This is a genomic window from Roseobacter insulae (genome assembly GCF_019375555.1).
GTDB classification, from domain to species: domain Bacteria; phylum Pseudomonadota; class Alphaproteobacteria; order Rhodobacterales; family Rhodobacteraceae; genus Roseobacter; species Roseobacter insulae.
The window spans coordinates 328,717-345,931 of record NZ_JAHXDN010000002.1 but is presented as its reverse complement, the minus strand read 5'-3'; the positions used below and the strand labels follow the sequence as shown (position 1 = coordinate 345,931).

17 protein-coding genes and 1 tRNA gene are annotated in these 17,215 nt (G+C 62.3%); 7 read left to right on the top strand and 11 right to left on the bottom strand.

Annotation, left to right across the window (positions count from 1 at the left end):
* Nucleotides 1-82 precede the first annotated feature (82 nt).
* Both KX928_RS07830 and KX928_RS07825 read right to left on the bottom strand, forming a co-directional pair.
* Complete coding sequence (locus tag KX928_RS07830; protein WP_219502055.1) at nucleotides 83-1,525, bottom strand: TolC family outer membrane protein; 1,443 nt, start codon at nucleotides 1,523-1,525, stop codon at nucleotides 83-85.
* A 47-nt stretch (nucleotides 1,526-1,572) separates the two neighbouring features.
* A complete protein-coding gene (locus tag KX928_RS07825) occupies nucleotides 1,573-2,226 on the bottom strand; it encodes a protein-L-isoaspartate O-methyltransferase family protein (protein WP_219500768.1) in 654 nt (217 codons plus the stop codon).
* 146 nt (nucleotides 2,227-2,372) lie between these two features.
* On the opposite strand from KX928_RS07825, the gene KX928_RS07820 reads away from it, so the two are divergent.
* Nucleotides 2,373-2,446 (top strand) — tRNA-Cys (locus KX928_RS07820).
* Between the two features lie 76 nt (nucleotides 2,447-2,522).
* On the opposite strand, the gene ptsP is transcribed toward KX928_RS07820, so the two are convergent.
* The 7 genes from ptsP to KX928_RS07785 form a co-directional block, all read right to left on the bottom strand.
* Nucleotides 2,523-4,709 carry a phosphoenolpyruvate--protein phosphotransferase gene (gene ptsP / locus KX928_RS07815; RefSeq protein ID WP_257883690.1) on the bottom strand — a complete coding sequence of 729 codons (2,187 nt, stop codon included), beginning with the start codon at nucleotides 4,707-4,709 and terminating at the stop codon, nucleotides 2,523-2,525.
* A 104-nt stretch (nucleotides 4,710-4,813) separates the two neighbouring features.
* Complete coding sequence (locus KX928_RS07810) at nucleotides 4,814-6,052, bottom strand: aspartate kinase (protein ID WP_219502053.1); 1,239 nt, start codon at nucleotides 6,050-6,052, stop codon at nucleotides 4,814-4,816.
* Between the two features lie 177 nt (nucleotides 6,053-6,229).
* Nucleotides 6,230-6,868: an SDR family NAD(P)-dependent oxidoreductase gene (locus KX928_RS07805; RefSeq protein WP_219500766.1), complete on the bottom strand. Its 639-nt coding sequence runs from the start codon at nucleotides 6,866-6,868 to the stop codon at nucleotides 6,230-6,232.
* 4 nt (nucleotides 6,869-6,872) lie between these two features.
* Complete coding sequence (locus KX928_RS07800; RefSeq protein WP_219502051.1) at nucleotides 6,873-7,298, bottom strand: DUF1178 family protein; 426 nt, start codon at nucleotides 7,296-7,298, stop codon at nucleotides 6,873-6,875.
* A gap of 73 nt (nucleotides 7,299-7,371) precedes the next feature.
* The gene (locus tag KX928_RS07795) at nucleotides 7,372-7,833 is read right to left on the bottom strand and encodes an NUDIX hydrolase (RefSeq protein WP_219500765.1); all 462 of its coding nucleotides are present in this window, start codon (nucleotides 7,831-7,833) and stop codon (nucleotides 7,372-7,374) included.
* Between the two features lie 141 nt (nucleotides 7,834-7,974).
* Nucleotides 7,975-8,742 (bottom strand): EcsC family protein, encoded by a 768-nt coding sequence (locus KX928_RS07790; protein WP_219500764.1) that lies wholly within the window; start codon nucleotides 8,740-8,742, stop codon nucleotides 7,975-7,977.
* 42 nt (nucleotides 8,743-8,784) lie between these two features.
* A complete protein-coding gene (locus KX928_RS07785) occupies nucleotides 8,785-9,291 on the bottom strand; it encodes a GNAT family N-acetyltransferase (protein WP_219500762.1) in 507 nt (168 codons plus the stop codon).
* Between the two features lie 86 nt (nucleotides 9,292-9,377).
* Here KX928_RS07785 and KX928_RS07780 point away from each other — a divergent pair, with 86 nt between their 5' ends.
* Together KX928_RS07780 and KX928_RS07775 are read left to right on the top strand one after the other, a co-directional pair.
* Complete coding sequence (locus KX928_RS07780) at nucleotides 9,378-9,983, top strand: flavin reductase family protein (protein ID WP_219500760.1); 606 nt, start codon at nucleotides 9,378-9,380, stop codon at nucleotides 9,981-9,983.
* 115 nt (nucleotides 9,984-10,098) lie between these two features.
* Nucleotides 10,099-10,926, top strand: coding sequence for an exonuclease/endonuclease/phosphatase family protein (locus tag KX928_RS07775; protein ID WP_219500759.1), 828 nt, complete (start codon nucleotides 10,099-10,101; stop codon nucleotides 10,924-10,926).
* A gap of 126 nt (nucleotides 10,927-11,052) precedes the next feature.
* On the opposite strand, the gene KX928_RS07770 is transcribed toward KX928_RS07775, so the two are convergent.
* Entirely contained in the window at nucleotides 11,053-12,687 is a 1,635-nt protein-coding gene (locus KX928_RS07770; RefSeq protein WP_219500755.1) for a SulP family inorganic anion transporter, read from the bottom strand.
* A gap of 386 nt (nucleotides 12,688-13,073) precedes the next feature.
* Here KX928_RS07770 and KX928_RS07765 point away from each other — a divergent pair, with 386 nt between their 5' ends.
* From KX928_RS07765 to KX928_RS07755, 3 genes are all read left to right on the top strand, one after another.
* Nucleotides 13,074-13,376: a YjhX family toxin gene (locus KX928_RS07765; protein ID WP_308342262.1), complete on the top strand. Its 303-nt coding sequence runs from the start codon at nucleotides 13,074-13,076 to the stop codon at nucleotides 13,374-13,376.
* A gap of 10 nt (nucleotides 13,377-13,386) precedes the next feature.
* Entirely contained in the window at nucleotides 13,387-13,854 is a 468-nt protein-coding gene (locus KX928_RS07760) for a GNAT family N-acetyltransferase (protein WP_219500753.1), read from the top strand.
* Nucleotides 13,855-14,704: 850 nt separating this feature from the next.
* Entirely contained in the window at nucleotides 14,705-15,580 is an 876-nt protein-coding gene (locus KX928_RS07755; protein ID WP_219500751.1) for an S-methyl-5'-thioadenosine phosphorylase, read from the top strand.
* 39 nt (nucleotides 15,581-15,619) lie between these two features.
* Here the strand turns inward: KX928_RS07755 and KX928_RS07750 are convergent, their stop codons facing one another.
* On the bottom strand, nucleotides 15,620-16,315 hold the full coding sequence (locus KX928_RS07750) for a hypothetical protein (protein WP_219500749.1): 696 nt from the start codon (nucleotides 16,313-16,315) through the stop codon (nucleotides 15,620-15,622).
* Nucleotides 16,316-16,587: 272 nt separating this feature from the next.
* Here KX928_RS07750 and KX928_RS07745 point away from each other — a divergent pair, with 272 nt between their 5' ends.
* Nucleotides 16,588-17,208 carry a LysE family translocator gene (locus KX928_RS07745; protein ID WP_219500747.1) on the top strand — a complete coding sequence of 207 codons (621 nt, stop codon included), beginning with the start codon at nucleotides 16,588-16,590 and terminating at the stop codon, nucleotides 17,206-17,208.
* The last annotated feature ends 7 nt before the right edge of the window (nucleotides 17,209-17,215 follow it).

Below are 17,215 nucleotides of genomic sequence, written 5' to 3'. Positions count from 1 at the left end.
CGGTTTCGACATATTACTACCACTCTTGCCCGCATCTCAGTCTAACGCCCGGGTCTGCGTCGCACAATGGGCGGCCGCACCCTTATTGTTTTTGCAGTGACCTCAGCACCCGGTCCAGTTTTTGCCCCTGCGCCGAGGAGGGTACAGGCGCATCCTTGACCAAATCATAATACGCGTTCGGATCGTAGATCTGCACCCCCAGCGACAGATCCCTCGCGGTCAGCCGTCCTGTCGCCTGCAGCACCGTGTAGGCTGCCACATAGACATTCGACTGCGCCGAGATACGCGAGGTTTCAGCGTCCAGAAGCTCCTGTTCCGCATCCAGAACGTCCAGGGTTGTCCGGGCACCAAGGGTTGCCTCCTCGCGCACCCCTTCAAAGGCGATCCGCGCGGCCCGAATACGCTCTTCGCTGGCCTGCAGGCTGGCGCGTTGCGCGGTCAGCGCGGCATAGGCGTTGCCCACATTCTGCGAAACGGTTCTGCGCACTTCCAGGAGATTGCCGCGCTGTGCATCGCGCGACGCCATGGCCGACCGGATGGCGGATGACAAGGCGCCGCCGCGGTAAATCGGCCCGGTGAGTTCAATCCCAACAGTACCGGAGCGCGTAAAATTGCTGCTGCCGAAATCCTCGGTCACGTTCAACGACCCGACCGCCGACAGGGTCGGGTTCAGGGCCGCCTTGGCGCGCAGGATATTCAGCTCTGCCACCGCCACCTGATGCTGGGCGGCGCGCAGATCGGGGTGGGTCTGGACCGCCACGGCGCGCGCGTTTTCGACATTGGCGTCAATGCGCGGCAGGGACGGCGGCGGCGACAACTGTCCCGGTGTCCGCCCGACCACGTTGCGGTATTCCTCAATGGCCTGCTGGAGATCGCCCTGTGCCGTCGCCAGCCCGCTGCGAGCTTCGGCAAGGCTCGCTTCGGCCTGCGCCACGTCCGTCCGGGTCACTTCGCCGACCTCGAAACGGTCCTGCGCGGCCCTCAGTTCCTGCGTCAGCAGACGCAGGTTGTTCTGCCGCAAGGCGACAAACTCACGGGTCGACACCACGTTCAGATAGGCCGACACCGCGCGCAGCAGCACGGATTGTTCGATGCTGATCAGTTGCTGGCGCGTGGCCAGCACCGTTTCCTTGGCGGCCTCGGTGCCGAGCTTTGTTGCGCCGCCATCATACAGCAGCAAGGATGCCGCCAAGCCAAGCGTGCCGGTGGTGGATTCCAGGTTCGTGGTGGTGGGCAAGCCGGTTGATTGCACGGACCGGCGGTCGCCGAAATCGCGCCCCACGCTTGCACTATAGTTCAGGATCGGACGCAGCGCCGCAACGGCAGAGGCCACATCTTCGTCCGCGGCCCGCAAAAGCGCGCGGTTCTGGTCCAGCAACCCGCTGGTTTTATAGGCGCCGACCAGCGCGTCGGCAAGCGTCTCCGCCCGGACGCCCTGCCCCGCGAAAACGACGGCAAACCCCGCGGACATCGCAACGCCCCGCAACAGCCGTCGAAGTCCAGATTTCTTGTTCATCGCGGCCATCATCGCTCGCCTCTTTTTTGGTCGCCTCGATACTCCGGGCGAAATTTTTAAAACTCGAATACGTCTTCGCGTCTGAAGTCGGGCAGCAGCGGGGCGCTGGCGTTAAATGCCATGCGCCAGGAAATCGCGCCCTCCCGCTTGTAGCCGATGCGCACCTCACCCAGCGCGCCCTCCATGAACAGACAGGCCACGCGGCCGCCGTCTTTGATCTGGTTCTGCAGAGCGAGCGGCAGATGTTCGATGCCGCCCTGCACGATCATCACGTCATAGGGGCCATGCTGGGGCGCCCCTTCGGACAGGGCCGCAGTGTGCACGATAACATTGTCGATCCCGGCGTCGCTCAGGGCATCCTGCGCTTCGGCGGCCATGCTGCCATCTTCTTCGACAGCCACCACCGCTTCGGCCATATGCGCGATGACGGCCGCGGAATACCCCATGGCGGCACCGATATCGATCACCATTTCAGCGCCGGAAATATCCAGTGCGTCCAGCATTTTGGCCAATGTGCGCGGTTCCAGCAGCACCCTGCCCCCGCCCAATTCAAGGTTCTCCCCCATGTAGGCGGCTTCCCGTTTCGCCGCGGGTACAAAGTTCTCACGTTGCACCTTCAGCATCGCATCAATGATCGGAAACTTGGTGACGTCAGAGGGCCTGACCTGGGTGTCTACCATCATCGTACGGCGGGCGGCGAAATTGGTCATGCGGCTAAACTCATCCGTTCAGTTATGTTTCCATCAGATGTGCCACATTCATCTGCCTGCGGCAACGCTCATGCGTGGTATTTTGCCAATCTATGGCTCTTGCAGCACTCAGGTTTATCAGATAGCACTCCGTTCACACCATGGGCGGCGAGTTGGCGGAGTGGTGACGCAGCGGATTGCAAATCCGTGTACACCGGTTCGATTCCGGTACTCGCCTCCAAAACCGGATCCGAAAATCGCGTAATTTCCGCAGGCCAGCCAATGCTTTGGGATACGAGTTGCGGGCAGGTGCGCGTTCACGTCTGCTCGCGCAGCCACTCCATGATCGACGGGCGCACCGACATCTCGCCACGGTGACGCGCGTCTGCGATGACCTTGCGCACCTCCGCCAGATTGCTGCGTCGCAACAGGTTTTTCACCGGGCCGATGGAGGCCGGACGCATCGACAGGCTGCGCAGGCCGATGGCCGCAAGGCAAAGCGCTTCGACCGGCCGTCCTGCATCCTCGCCGCAAAAGGACAGGGCGGTTCCGGTTGCATGGCAGCGTTCAACGATGCCTTCCAGAAAGCTGAGGAACGACACGTTCAGTGTGTCATACCGCCGGCGCACCCGCTCGTTCTCCCGGTCGGCGGCAAAAAAGAACTGCTTGAGATCGTTGCCGCCAATCGACAGAAAGTCCACCTCTTCGAAGAATTTCACCGGGGCAAAGGCAAGGCTGGGCGTTTCCAGCATCGCGCCGATTTCGATGGATGCGGGCATCACGTGGCCCAGCCGTTCCTCGGCCGCCAGGGTCTTTTCCATCAGCTTGCGCGCTTCGCGGTACTCCTCGAACTGGGCGACGAAGGGGAACATGACCGTCAGCGGCCGCCCGTCCGCAGCCCGGATCAACGCCTGCAGCTGCATCCGCATGATGCCGGGTTTGTCCAGACCAACCCGAATGGCGCGCCAGCCTAACGCGGGGTTGGGCTCGTCGTTGGGTTTCATGTAGGGCAGCACCTTGTCGGACCCGATGTCGAGCGTGCGGAACACCACGCGCTTGCCCTGCGCCGCGTCCAGCACCCGCGCATAGAGCGCGACCAGCTCCGAGCGCCGGGGCATCTGGTTGCGCACCAGGAACTGCAACTCGGTGCGGAACAGCCCGACCCCCTCGGCGCCCGAGTTGGGCAAGGACGGCAAATCCGCCATCAGGCCCGCGTTCATCTGCAAGGACAATACCGCGCCGTCCCGGGTTTCCGCAGGTTTGTCGCGGATCGAGGCATAGCGTTCCTGTGCGGCGGCAAGCATCGCGATCTTGTCGCGGAAGGCGGTGACCACGTTGTCGTCGGGGCGCAGGTGCACAACACCCTGCTCACCGTCGACCATGATGTGATCGCCGTTCAGCGCCTCGGTGGTGATCCGGTTGGCATGCACCACCAGCGGAATGGCCAGCGCGCGCGCAACAATCGCCGCGTGGCTGCCGACGGACCCCTGTTCGAGAATGATGCCCTTGAGGCTGCGACCGTAATCCAGCAGCTCCGCCGGGCCGATGTTACGTGCGATCAGGATCGGATCGGCAGGCATCTCCGCACCGGTATCGGCACCCTGTCCGGTCAGGATCCGCAGCAGCCGGTTGCTCAGGTCATCCAGATCGCTCAGCCGTTCGCGCAGGTAGTTATCCGTGACCTTCCCCATCCGCGCGCGCGCCAGCGACTGTTCTTTTTCGACCGCCGCCTCGGCGGACAGCCCGTTGGAGATGTCTTCCTCCATGCGCCGCATCCACCCCTTGGAATTGGCAAACATCCGATAGGCTTCCAGCACCTGCCGCTGGTCATTGTCCTGTTGCCCCGCCAGTTCCAGCATCTTGTCGACACCGACCCGCAACTGCTCGACCGCCTCGCGCAGACGCTCCATTTCGCGGTGCGGGTCATCGGCAATCGGGTTGGTGACCACGACCCGGGGCTCATGCAGCCAGACATGGCCTTCCGCCGCGCCCTCCTGACCGATGGTGCCCTTGAACATGACCGGTTGCGAATGTCGCGCCGACATCGCGGCGCCTTCACCGACAAAGGCCCCCAGCTCGGTCATCTCCGCCAGAACCATGGCCACGACTTCCAGCGCATAGACCTCATCCGCCGAATAGGCCCGCGACGATTTGGACTGGACCACCAGAACCCCCAGGACTTCGCCCAGCCGCTGCACCGGCACGCCCAGAAAGCTCGAAAAAATCTCCTCTCCGGTTTCCGGCATATAGCGGAAACCCTTGGCCTGCGGCGCATCGGCCGCATTCACGACCTGGCGGTCCCGCGCCACCATCCCCACCAGTCCCTCGCCCAGTTTCATGCGGGTCTGGTGCACCGCGTCCTTGTTCAGCCCTTCCGTGGCGCACAGCTCCAGCGTGTCCTCATCCCGGAACAGGTAGATGGAGCAGACCTCACAGCCCATGCTGTCGCCGATCAGGTGGGTGATCTTGTCAAGCCGCGCCTGCCCTTCGACATCGCTGGCCATGGCATCGCGCAGCCGCCCCAGCAGCTTGCGCGATCCGGTCTCCAGACGTTCAGCCACGCGTGCGTCCCTCCCAAGAAAACCACTTGTCCCGCAAGACGCAGGGATCAGGCAGCTTTTTCCAGCTCGAAGGCATCATGCAGCGCCTGTACCGCAAGTTCCATGTATTTCCGGTCGATCAGCACCGAAATTTTGATTTCCGAGGTGGTAATCACCTTGATGTTGATCCCTTCGGCACTCAGCACGTCGAACATCTTCGCCGCCACGCCGGTGTGGCTGCGCATGCCGATCCCCACCACCGACACCTTGGCCACATCGGTGTCCGCGATCACCTCGTGATAATTGATGATGCCGTCCGACTTGGCGTCTTCGACGGCCTTTTGCGCCCGGGCGACCTGATCGGTCGGGCAGGACCAGGTCATATCGGTGCGGCCTTCCTCGGCGATGTTCTGAACGATCATGTCGACATTCACCCCGCCTTCGCTCAGCGCCGTGAAAATACGGGCCGCGATCCCGGGCCGGTCCGCGACGCTGACGAGGGTCATCTTCGCCTCATCGCGCGAAAAGGCCACACCGGCCACCACATTGCTTTCCATGATTTCCTCCTCGTCGCAGACCAGCGTGCCCGCGTCATCAGATTGCTCCTCGAAACTGCTCAGCACCCGCAGTTTCACCTTGTACCGCATCGCCAGCTCGACCGACCGCGTCTGCAAAACCTTCGCGCCCAGAGAGGCCAGCTCCAGCATCTCTTCAAAGGCGATCCTGTCAAGTTTGCGCGCCTTGGCGGAAACGCGCGGATCGGTGGTATAGACACCGTCCACATCCGTGTAGATATCACAGCGCTCCGCATCGAAAGCGGCAGCAAAAGCCACCGCGGTCGTGTCGGAGCCGCCCCGGCCCAGCGTCGTGATCCGGCCCTCGGGGCTGACCCCCTGGAAGCCCGCGACAATGGCCACCTTCATGCCTTCGTCGAATTTCGCCCTGATGTTGTCCGGCGGGATGTCTTCGATACGCGCGGCGGAATGGGCCGAGGTGGTCTTCACCGGCACCTGCCAGCCCTGCCAGCTGCGCGCGGGAACATCCATTTCCTGCAGCGTCAGCGCCATCAGCCCGGCGGTGACATTCTCGCCCGAAGAGACAACAGCATCGTACTCGCGCGCGTCAAACAGCGGCGATGTTTCGGCGACCCAGCCCACCAGCTCGTTGGTTTTGCCGGACATGGCGGAGACGATGACGATGACATCATAGCCCTTGGCAACCTCGACACCGACCCTCTTGGCCGCGCGGCGAATCCGGTCCAGCGTGGCCACGGAAGTTCCACCAAATTTCATCACCAGAACAGGCATATTCATGTCCCTCGCATCAATCGCGGCGGGTGTACGCGCTGTTGCGGTGAACCACAAGCCACCGAAACCGGAACAAATTGTGAAACAACGGGCAAGGATGCGCCAGGCCAGCCGCGGGACGCGGCTGAAAACATCGTGTGGCGGCGTCAGCCGCCTCCGGTCTTGAGGACCCCGGCGCTAGTAGGGGTGCACCCGCCCGTCCCAGGTTTTGAAGACGCCGCTGTCGGCCAAGGACAACTCGTCGAACCGCCGCGTCAACCCGGCCACCGCTTCCGCGACCGGGATATCGGCCCCCGGTCCGCCCATATCGGTCTCCACCCATCCCGGGTGATAAATCCCCACCGCGATCCCCTCGCCCCGCAGATCGCTCGCAAGATTGCGCCCCAGGTTCAGCACCGCCGCCTTCGAGGCGCGGTAGATATAGCTGCCGCCCGGTGCCCGCTCATGTGACGCCATCTGTGACGAGAGTATCGCGATCCGGGCGGACCGGGCGGCGCGCAACTGCGGCAGCAGGGACTGGATGGTCAGGAAGACGCCGGTGACATTGGTGGCAAAGCTCTCGGCCCAGAGATCCGCGGCATAGCCCGTCTCCAGCCGATGCCCCTTGTCAAGGTAGACACCGGCATTGCACACCAGCAGATCGACCGGCGCACTTCCGAGGCCGGCGGCAAAAGCGCGCTGGCTCTCAGGCGATGTGACATCCAGCGCATGGGGTCCCTGACGGGACGTGCCGACCACCTCGTCGCCCCGCGCCGCATAGGCCCGTGCCAGTCCCGCGCCAATACCGCGGCTGGTGCCGGTAATCACCACTTTCATCAGATCAGTTCGCCTTTCGGTTGGGCAGGAACGGCAAGGGGGCCACCGGCACACCATCTTCGATCAGGGCCTTCGCTTCGGCCTGGTTGGCCTCTCCGTAGATGGCGCGCTCCGGCGTGGCCCCAAGATACATGGACCGCGCCTCCTCGGCGAATTTGGGACCAACGTAAACGGCGTTTTCCTCGACGTGACGCCGGATATCCGCAAGCGCTTGTTCCTGCGCCGTCTTCGCGCCGGTCAACGGTTTCGCGTTCTCGGCGTCGGGCGCCGTTGACACCCGCGGCGCCATGATCGCCTTGGTAACATCGGCACTGCCACAGACCGTACAGGCCAGATGTCCGGCCTTTTTCAACCCGTCGAAAGCGGATGCCGACTGGAACCAGCTTTCGAAGGAATGTCCGTTTTCACATTTGAGCGCGTAGTGGATCATGGCGCGCAAGCTACTCCGGTGTCGTTACCATTCATTTACCAGATGGGGCGATATCGCGGCTGCGTCAAGCAGATCAGGTGGGTATGCGCGGATCGAAATCCAGCAAAATGCGCGCCAATTCAGGCTCATCGACCACTTTCGCCGCCTTTTTGCGCGACATCCACTTGCGGTGACGCTGTCCCATTTCGGGGAAGTCGGAGGCCAGTTCCTGCACCTGAACCGCATAGACCATCACCAGGCACGGAAAGGCGCCATTATCATCGGTTTCCTTGTTGTAGGAGAAGATACCGAGACACCGGCCATCCGATTTTCCGCGCACCCCTGCCTCTTCCCAGGCTTCCTGCGCGGCGGAATCCGCCGGCGTCATGCCATCCATCGGCCAGCCCTTCGGCACGATCCACCGCCTCGACCCGCGGGAGGTGATCATCAGCACCTGCACCTTCTTGTGATGGATACGGTAGCACAGGGCCGCAAACTGCGTGCGCACATCGCTTTTGCGCGCACCGGAAATGGAGATGGGAAGTTGCTTGATCATAGCTCGTTCACGCGCGTTTACGGCCCGCCGGTACAGACAGGCACCCATGTCTTGAAATTATGCCCTATATTTGCACCCTTGCCAACAAATGATGCCCATAATCTTTCGCGGCGACACATGATGTAGTGGTTGCGGGCCTTGTCAGGACGTCAGGTCACCCCGCACCGGCATGCGCTCGCGCAGCCGCGCCACCAGCGTTTCGATCGGCACATCCGCGTCGATCGCCAGTTTGCGCAGGCCGAAATGCACATGCGCCATTTCCTGGTAGTAGTTGGTATAGGCGTAATTGGTCGCGGCCCCGGCAACGGCCCCCAGAACCGGCACGGTTTGCGCCGCCAGTTTCTGGCCGAGCGCTGTCGCCAGCCGGGGGGCCACGCGCGCGATGATGCCCTGCACGGCCACCCCGCTCAGGGTGACACGGGCGGACAGAAAGCCAAGATCGGCACCATCGTCCTGCGACAGCGGACCGGCGGAGGCAAACACCTCGATACAATCGAACTGCACGTTCTGCGCGGTCGGGTCAAAATCGTAATCGACCGCAACCCCCTGAATGATCCGCAACAGCAGGGTCGTGGTCACCGGCAGCTCCGCAAGGGCGGTTGGCAGGCCGCCCGCACCACCCACCGCCCCCATTGCGGTGCCCACGGCGGTGTTCATCCAGCGTTTCTGGTCCGGTACGATGTCGCGGCTGGAATGCGCGGCCTTCATCGCCTGCTCCAGGGCGCGGCGTGTCGCGTCTTGCAGACCGGCACGCGCCGCGTCGGGCAGTTTGTCCAGAAGCCCCTCTGCCTTCCCGCCAAAAAGGTTCAGCAGTTCAATGGCCCCGCCGCCGGCACGCCGGTAACGATGGGCCAGATCGTCGAGCTGACCGTCCACGTCTACGGGCTGGATATGCGTGATGTCATTCATGTCGGCCCCCTTTCCTTCAAGATGGGCACCGCGTGGCGCATTTCAATCCACGCCGCGCCCCGGTCCGGTCCAGCGGGTCACCTCGCCCGCGACGCCGTCCCACGCCCCCGCCACCAGCGCCTGCCCCAAAACCCGCTCCGGATTGGTGGGGGGCGGCATCACCACATGCTCCAGCCGCGCAAAGCCGAACCGTGCGTAATAGGGGGCGTCTCCGACCAGCATCACCCGGTCCCAGTCCTGCGATGCCGCAAGCTGCAGGGTATCCCGGATCAGCTGCGCCGCCAGACCCTCGCCCTGACGGGTCGGGTGCACGGCAACCGGCCCCAGCAGCAGCGCGTCCGCCGCGCCGATGTGCACCGGCCAGAACCGGATGGCCCCGGCCAGAATGCCCGCCGCGTCCCGCGCCACCTGGTTCAGCGTGGCCACCGACGGCACGTCATCGCGTAACCGGTACGACGACAGCGCTTCCCGCCCGGGCGCAAAGCACAGGTCGAAAAGGGCTTCGACCTCATATACATCCTGCGCGGTTTCGACACTCAAATTATACACGGGCGACGCAGAATCTCAGCTTGGGTTTCGGGTGGTCCGGCCCTAGCACATGCGCTACATGGCCTGCAAACGATCAGGAGAAAACGATGTTCTATCGCCCACAGGACGGCCACGGCCTGCCGCACAATCCCTTCAATGCCATCGTGACGCCGCGGCCCATCGGCTGGATTTCGACGCGCGACGTGCAGGGCCGGAACAACCTCGCGCCCTATTCCTTTTTCAACGGCGTCGCCTATACGCCGCCACAGGTAATGTTCGCCTCCACCAGCAACAAGGACGATCAGGGGGATACCAAGGATTCCGTCGCCAATATCCGCGAGACCGGGGTGTTCTGCGTGAACATCGTCGAATATGCGATGCGCGAGGCGATGAACGCTTCCTCCGCGACGCTGCCGAAAGACACGGACGAATTCGCCGCCGCGGGCGTGCAGATCGCCGAATGCACCGAAATCGACTGTGCCCGTGTTGCCGATGCGCCCGCCGCACTGGAATGCCGGATGACCCAGATCGTCGCGATAGAAGGCGTCAGCAACTTCGTGGTCTTCGGCGAGGTCGTGGGCGTGCACATCCGCAATGACACCCTTGTCGACGGGCGGTTCGACGTGCGCACCTATCACCCGCTCAGCCGCCTTGGCTACCGCGATTACACCCGCGTGACAGAGCTCTTCGAGCTGGCCCGCCCGGACGACTGATCGTCGCTGGATGTGCGGCATGCGCAACACCGTCCCAACCTGTGCTAGACTGCCCCGCACGCGGGCGTGATCAGCGTATTGCCACGGTCCGCGATTGTTTTTGCGGAGGGGCATTATGACCAATTTCAACCATTCCATTATTCGCGCGGCCGTCTGGAACCTTGCGGGCTTTACCCGCCCGGGGCAGCCGGTGGGCATTTCAGCGCGCTCCAAAAAGGCGGAGAAACAGGCCGAAGGTCTCGCCCTGCTCGACGCGGAATTCGTCACGCTCGTCGAAGTGTCACCGGTAACCTACATAGAGACTCTGGTCGCCAGGCTGAAAAATTACGGGGTCGACTACAACTACACGATCCTGCCGCAGCACAGTGGCAACATCCACATCGGTTTCTTGCACAAGCCCGGGATCGAGGTGACCAACCCGCGTTTCATCCCCGGTTCCGAAGGCGCCTATTCCCGCGGGCGGCAGGCTTTTGCGGTAGATGTGAAAATCGCCAAGCTCAGGGCCATCGTGATCGGTGTGCATCTGAAATCGGGACGCGACCGGCAGGAACAGAAGATGCGCGACAGCCAGTGCAAGGTCATCGGCGAATATATCGCGCAGGTGCACCAGACCCCCGGCTCAATGCGGCGGGCGATCTTCCTGATGGGGGATTTCAACATGATCCCCGGTCAGGATGTGTCGAACTTCCACCACCTCGGCGGTGACGATACGATGGATTTCGTCTCCAGCTGGGACCTGCAGGACCGGTTTTCGCATATTCTCGAAAAAGGCCGCGCCAACCTGCTCGACGGTTTCGCCGTCAGCCGCAATTACTCCACCGATTACATCAAGGGCAGCCTGAGGCTGTTTCCGATGCACTGGACCATGGACATGGGGCGCGAATCCTTCCGCAAGAACGTGTCCGACCATTTGCCCTTCGTCGCCAGCTTCAAGATTTACTGAGGTCGCCCGGACAAGGGGGGTGCACAGCGCACCCGCACGCCCGCACCCGGTTGCGGCAGGGCGCTCCGCCCCGATGGGACGGCGGGCGGGGCGCCTTGGCCGCAAGGCCAACAGCGCCGTGCGGCGTCAGTGCCCGCCCAGGCTCCCGGTGCGCACCGAATAATCCACCGCCAGCGCATAATCGGGGTCGTCGTCGCTGTCGATCATCAGCTGCCCGGCTTTCTGCAGCAACCGGTGACAATCACGGCTCAGGTGGCGCAGCATCACGGTCTTGCCCGCCTCCTCGTATTTGGCGGCAAGCGCTTCGATGGCCTGCAGCGCCGACTGATCGACCACGCGGCTCTCGGCGAAATCCACGATCACCTTGTCCGGGTCCCCCGCCACGTCGAAAAGCTCCATGAACCCGTCCGAGGAGCCAAAGAACAGCGGCCCGTTGATCTCATAGACCTTCGCGCCTTTCTCTGTTTGCGATTCCCGGGTGGTCGCGTAGATGCGCCGGGCATTGTTCCACGCATAGGCCAGCGCACTCACGATCACGCCAACAACCACCGCCACCGCAAGGTCTTCATAGACGGTCACCACCGTCACCAGCAGGATCACGAAAGCATCTGTCAGCGGCACCTTGCGCAGAATCGTCAGGCTGTTCCACGCGAAGGTCCCGATCACCACCATGAACATCACCCCCACCAGCGCGGCCAGCGGAATAAGCTCGATGATCGGCGACCCCACAAGGATGAACAGCAGCAAAAACACCGCCGCCGCGATCCCCGCGACCCGCGTCCGGCCACCCGATTTCACGTTGATCATCGACTGCCCGATCATCGCGCAGCCGCCCATGCCGCCAAAAAACCCGGTCACCGTATTGGCCACGCCTTGTGCGATGCACTCCTGGCTCGCCCCCCCGCGCTGGTTGGTCATGTCGCCCACCAGGTTCAGCGTCAGCAGGCTCTCGATCAGCCCGATCGCCGCGAGGATCACCGCGTAGGGCAGGATGATCTCGAGGGTCTCCCAGGTCAGCGGCACCATCGGAATATGCAAGCTCGGCAAGCCGCCCTGGATGGAGGCCAGATCCCCCACCCGCGGCACCTCCAGCCCGAAGCCGATCACCACCGCCGCGACAATCCCGATCCCCGCCAGCGGTGCGGGAATGGTGCGCGTGATGCGCGGCATCACCCAGATGATCGCCATCGTCGCCGCCACCAGCGTCAGCATCAGAAACAGCGGCTGGCCGGACAGCCATTCGCCCCCGCCCATGCCGTGCCCGGTGTCGACCATCGTGCCGGGCACCTTGAACTGGCTCAGCTGCGCGAGGAAAATCACGATCGCAAGGCCGTTGACGAAGCCCAGCATCACCGGATGCGGCACCAGCCGGATGAACTTGCCCCATTGCATCACGCCGGCAAAGACCTGCAACAGCCCCATCAGCACCACCGTCGCGAAAAGATATTCCACCCCGTGCTGCGCCACCAGCGCCACCATGACCACGGCCAGAGCCCCCGTCGCCCCGGAAATCATCCCCGGCCGCCCGCCGATGAGTGCGGTGATCAGCCCGACCAGAAAGGCCGCGTAAAGCCCCACCAGCGGATGCACCCCGGCGACAAAGGCAAAGGCCACCGCTTCCGGCACCAGCGCCAGCGCCACGGTCAGGCCCGACAGCAGCTCGATCCGCAGCCGCGCGGGCGAGAACCCGTCCTCCGGCATCCAGCGCAGATCTGTCACGTCCAAATTCTTGGTAAAGTCGCGGAACGTCGTACGCGCCATGTCGCTATCCTAATGTCGGGTCAAGGGGCGGACCGGTTCCAGCCGGATCCTCTTGGCCCGCTCCCTAGACCCTTTCGCGTGGAATGAAAACCCCGCCGTGCCGCCGCCCCTGGCCAAGCCCGGCGGACAAAATCTTAACACCGGGCCGCGTCGCGGACCTGTTCCAGCCAATTGCGGCCCCCGTACCGAACCGCCCAAGGACGGGCGTAAGCCGCCATCAGTCCTTGTGGGTTGAATGTCCGCTTGCCTGATACTCAAGCATGGTTTATCTGACCGCTACGTCCCACACCCAAAGCGGGACGATGGAGATTTTATGTCGACGATTGTGGCCCGCCGCTAAGGTTCACAAGACTGAACCGTTCTGAACAAAGAGACTTCCGCGCGCGATGCCGGGAGCCTTTTCGAGCGACATAAACTCAAGAGACAATCCGTTGAATATCTCAAAACGCGAACAGCGTGTTTTGCACGTTCTGGCGCAGGGTGGAGCGATCCATTTCAAGCGCCTGCCGAACGGCAAAATATGTAACATCCGCTGCTTTACCCGCGAAGGCCATGTTCTGGCCGATTGCGACTTGCAGCTATTCGACCGCCTGAAAAAGCGGCGATTCATCAAATCAGTGAGCGGACAGCCCTATCGCGCCACGCGGCTGGGGATCAGCTCTGTCAACTCTCAACAGGACAATCGTTAAGGACACAACCATGACAAAACCAGCGATCAAACCAACCACCAAAGACGACATTCCGGCGCTGCGGCGTGTGCTGGATCAGACCGAGCTGTTCCCGGGGGACCTGCTGCCGGAAATGCTTTCACCATCCCTGCACGGCGCGACCGACGCGTTCTGGCTCACGTGCCATCTGGACGGAACCGCCGCAGGCCTCTGCTACACGGTGCCGGAAGACCTGACCGATGGCACCTGGAACATGCGCGCGCTCGCCGTTCGGCCCGATCTTCAGGGCAAGGGACTGGGCACCGCGCTGGTGGGCGCTGCCGAAGAATACCTGCGGCGCACCGGCCAGCGGATACTTGTCGTCGATACATCCGGAACAGATGATTTCGCGTCGACACGCAAGTTCTATGCGCGAAACGGCTACGCAGAAGAAGCCCGTATCCGTGACTTCTGGTCGGCGGGCGACGACAAAGTGATCTTCAGAAAAGCTCTGCGATAAAGCAAAGCCCTTCTCCACGCAGGTGGAGGAGGGCTTTGCCGCCGAGGTTCATACAAGGTGCGGCATTGGTCGCTCCGGGATCAAAGCGGTCCCCCGCAGGGATGCGCCAAACAGGCCATCCATGAAGGTCGTCAGCTTGCCTCTCAACTTGGGCCTTGGCCCGAGGCGCGATGGGATGATGCCTTGAACAAGCGAGCAGGACGGGCGCTGCATTGCTGATTTCGGGGCGATTTGCCATCTGCGCAACGACAGGAACGTCAGCATCCATAGCGGGTGCATTCAGCAGATCGACCGCACCTGCGCTCACACGCACTGGACAGATCAGCGGCCATTTCTTCTGCGGGTTTCCGGCAAGCCTCGTGAAACCGGGTTCTTGGATCAAATCTGCCCTCCCGCGAAGGCTTGGCATATACCATTACAGCGGGCGGTGTTTTCCATGGCCAGTGCATGACACGCGCCGGGATGCCCGAAGGGTAAGACTTCACCTGAGGGCAAGCGGATCGCATTTTCGGGATGGCGCTACAGACCACCGCGATACCGCGTCGCCGGCAGAATTTTCAGAACCTCCTCTCAGGTCGAAACGCCGCCGGTGGCGCCCCGAGCCCACCACCTTGTTGCCGAGCCGTATCAGACTGCGTTTCGCCATATATCTGATCCACGGGCTGCCGGTCTTGTCACGCAGCAAATCTCCAATTGAGGCCACCAGATTGGTTCAGCGGTCAGCGCCCGCTCGTATGCAATTCGGTGCACGGCCGGTGCACAGTCCGTGCACATATGTCATACGCTTGATTTCCCCTCGAAACCTCGCCACCATTCGCGCGATACGCGCAATTTCGGAGCCTCCCCAGACATGACCAGAACAAAGATCGCCGTGATCGGCGGATCCGGACTTTACGACATCGACGGCCTGCAAGACGCCCGCTGGACGGAGGTGAAAACGCCCTGGGGCGCGCCCTCGGATGCTCTTCTGACCGGCGTGCTGGACGGCGTCGATATGGTCTTCCTGCCGCGTCACGGGCGCGGTCATGTGCACAGCCCCTCCACCGTGCCTTACCGTGCCAACATCGACGCGCTCAAACGGCTGGGCTGCACGGATGTGGTGTCTGTTTCCGCCTGCGGATCGTTCCGCGAGGATATGGCGCCGGGCGATTTTGTGCTTGTGGATCAGTTCATTGACCGCACTTTCGCGCGCGAGAAATCCTTCTTCGGGACGGGCTGTGTGGCCCATGTCTCGGTGGCGCATCCGACCTGCCCACGCTTGACCGAAGCCTGTTACAAGGCCGCAACGGACGCCGGGATCAGCGTGCACCAGGGCGGCACATACCTCGCGATGGAAGGTCCGCAATTCTCGACGCTGGCCGAATCCCGGATGTACCGTGAAAGCTGGGGGGCGGATGTGATCGGCATGACCAATATGCCCGAAGCCAAACTCGCCCGCGAAGCCGAGCTCTGCTATGCCTCCGTCGCGATGATCACCGACTATGACAGCTGGCATCCCGATCATGGCGAGGTGGATGTGCCTGAAATCATTAGGACTTTGACGGGGAACGCCGACAAGGGCCGCGATCTGGTGCGCCGTCTGCCAGCCCTGCTGGGGGCAGAGCGAAACCCCTGCCCGCACGGCTGCGACCGGGCGCTGGAGTTTGCCATCCTCACGGCACCCGAGGCGCGCGATGCTGACATGGTCGGGAAACTGGACGCGGTCGCCGGGCGCGTGCTCACGTAGGGAGAGAGGCTCCCCCTACGTACGCGTCATCACCGGACGCTAGTTGATCGTGACGATGTTCAGCTTGGCTTTCAGGCGGGTGAAAGGGTCAACCTGAACGATATCGCGCAGCGTTTTAGGCTGCGGGCAATCGCTGCAGGTCGCCGGATCGATCATCAGCGGGTTTGCAAACCGCACCCATTTCGCCTGACCCGTTGTGTCCTGCACCTCGTAGATCGAATCCACCACGAAGGGCGTCAGGTTCGGGTTCGTCGATGCCGCCACGACAGTCTGCAGGCACGAGGGTTCCATCGGTGCATTGACCGCCGTGCGATGCCTCTTGAAGTAGGTCCAGCTTTTTTCGGGGCTTTGCACGGTCACCCAGCTGGCGATTTTCTGCGGGACGTAGTCGCCAACCGTCGCAAGCGTATCGTTCACGCTGCTGCCCCACAGATTTGACGCAGACAGCCTGTCTTCGATCGGGGGTAACTCGGGCGAGAAAGTTTGCAAGGAACAGAATCTGCTGTCCTCAAACCGCTCGTTTTGATGATTGAAAACAAAGACATCACCGGGCAGCGGGTTGGATATCTTGTTGGCCGGCACGATCAGCCGGGCATAGCTGATGTCTGCCTCATCGGCATCCAGCAGAACCCGCTCGGTGACGTTGAACACCAAAACGGTGAGGACCATGATCGCGATGGTCCAGAACTTGTAATCGATCCTTTCGGACAGCTTGGATTTTTCCGCTTGTTCCATGACGGTCACTGCGGGCAGCAAAGGTTACTACCGCAGTTGTAGTAGCCGGGTGGACAGGCAGCATAGGCTGCGGCGGAGGAAATAAAAAAAGCAGCAATTGCCAGAGCAAAAATAGCACGCATGACTATTCTCCATTTGAGTGAAATTTTGGATAATGCAGTGATGATTCCACGCATGCGGGAATTTGTCTGTGAACAAGATCACATGCGCGCGCTTGATGTTTACGGCGCGAACTGGAACTAATGTGTTGATGTAACAGAAGGAACATTCGCATGCCCCTCGATCTCTGGCTGACTTTCGTTGCGGCATCGACCGCCCTGTTGCTGATCCCCGGGCCGACGGTTTTACTTGTGCTGAGCTACGCGCTCTCCAAGGGCAGGTCGGTGGCGGTTGCATCCGCCGCCGGTGTAGCCTTCGGAGACCTGATCGCCATGTCAGCCTCCCTCGCCGGTCTTGGGGCACTTGTTCTGGCCTCTGCAACCTTCTTTACCCTGCTCAAGTGGGTCGGCGCGGTCTACCTGATCTGGCTGGGTGTCAAACTGATCCGCTCGGCACCGCGCGAAGGACTGCGCCCCCTCGCGGAGGTCGATGCGCGCGGCGTTTTTGGTCACGCAACCGCGGTAACTGCACTCAATCCCAAATCCATCGCCTTTTTCATCGCCTTCGTGCCGCAGTTCCTGCGCCCCGAAGCACCGTTGATCCCGCAGTTCGGCATTCTCATTGCAACATTCGTGGGTCTGGCAGCCCTGAACGCACTGGCCTACGCCTTGATCGCGGACCGTCTGCGCCGCGTCATTTCGAGACCTTCGATACTGGCCTGGATCACCCGCGCCGGTGGCGCCACCCTGATCGGCATGGGGCTCCTTACTGCCACGCTGCGCCGCGCAACTTAAAGGTCAT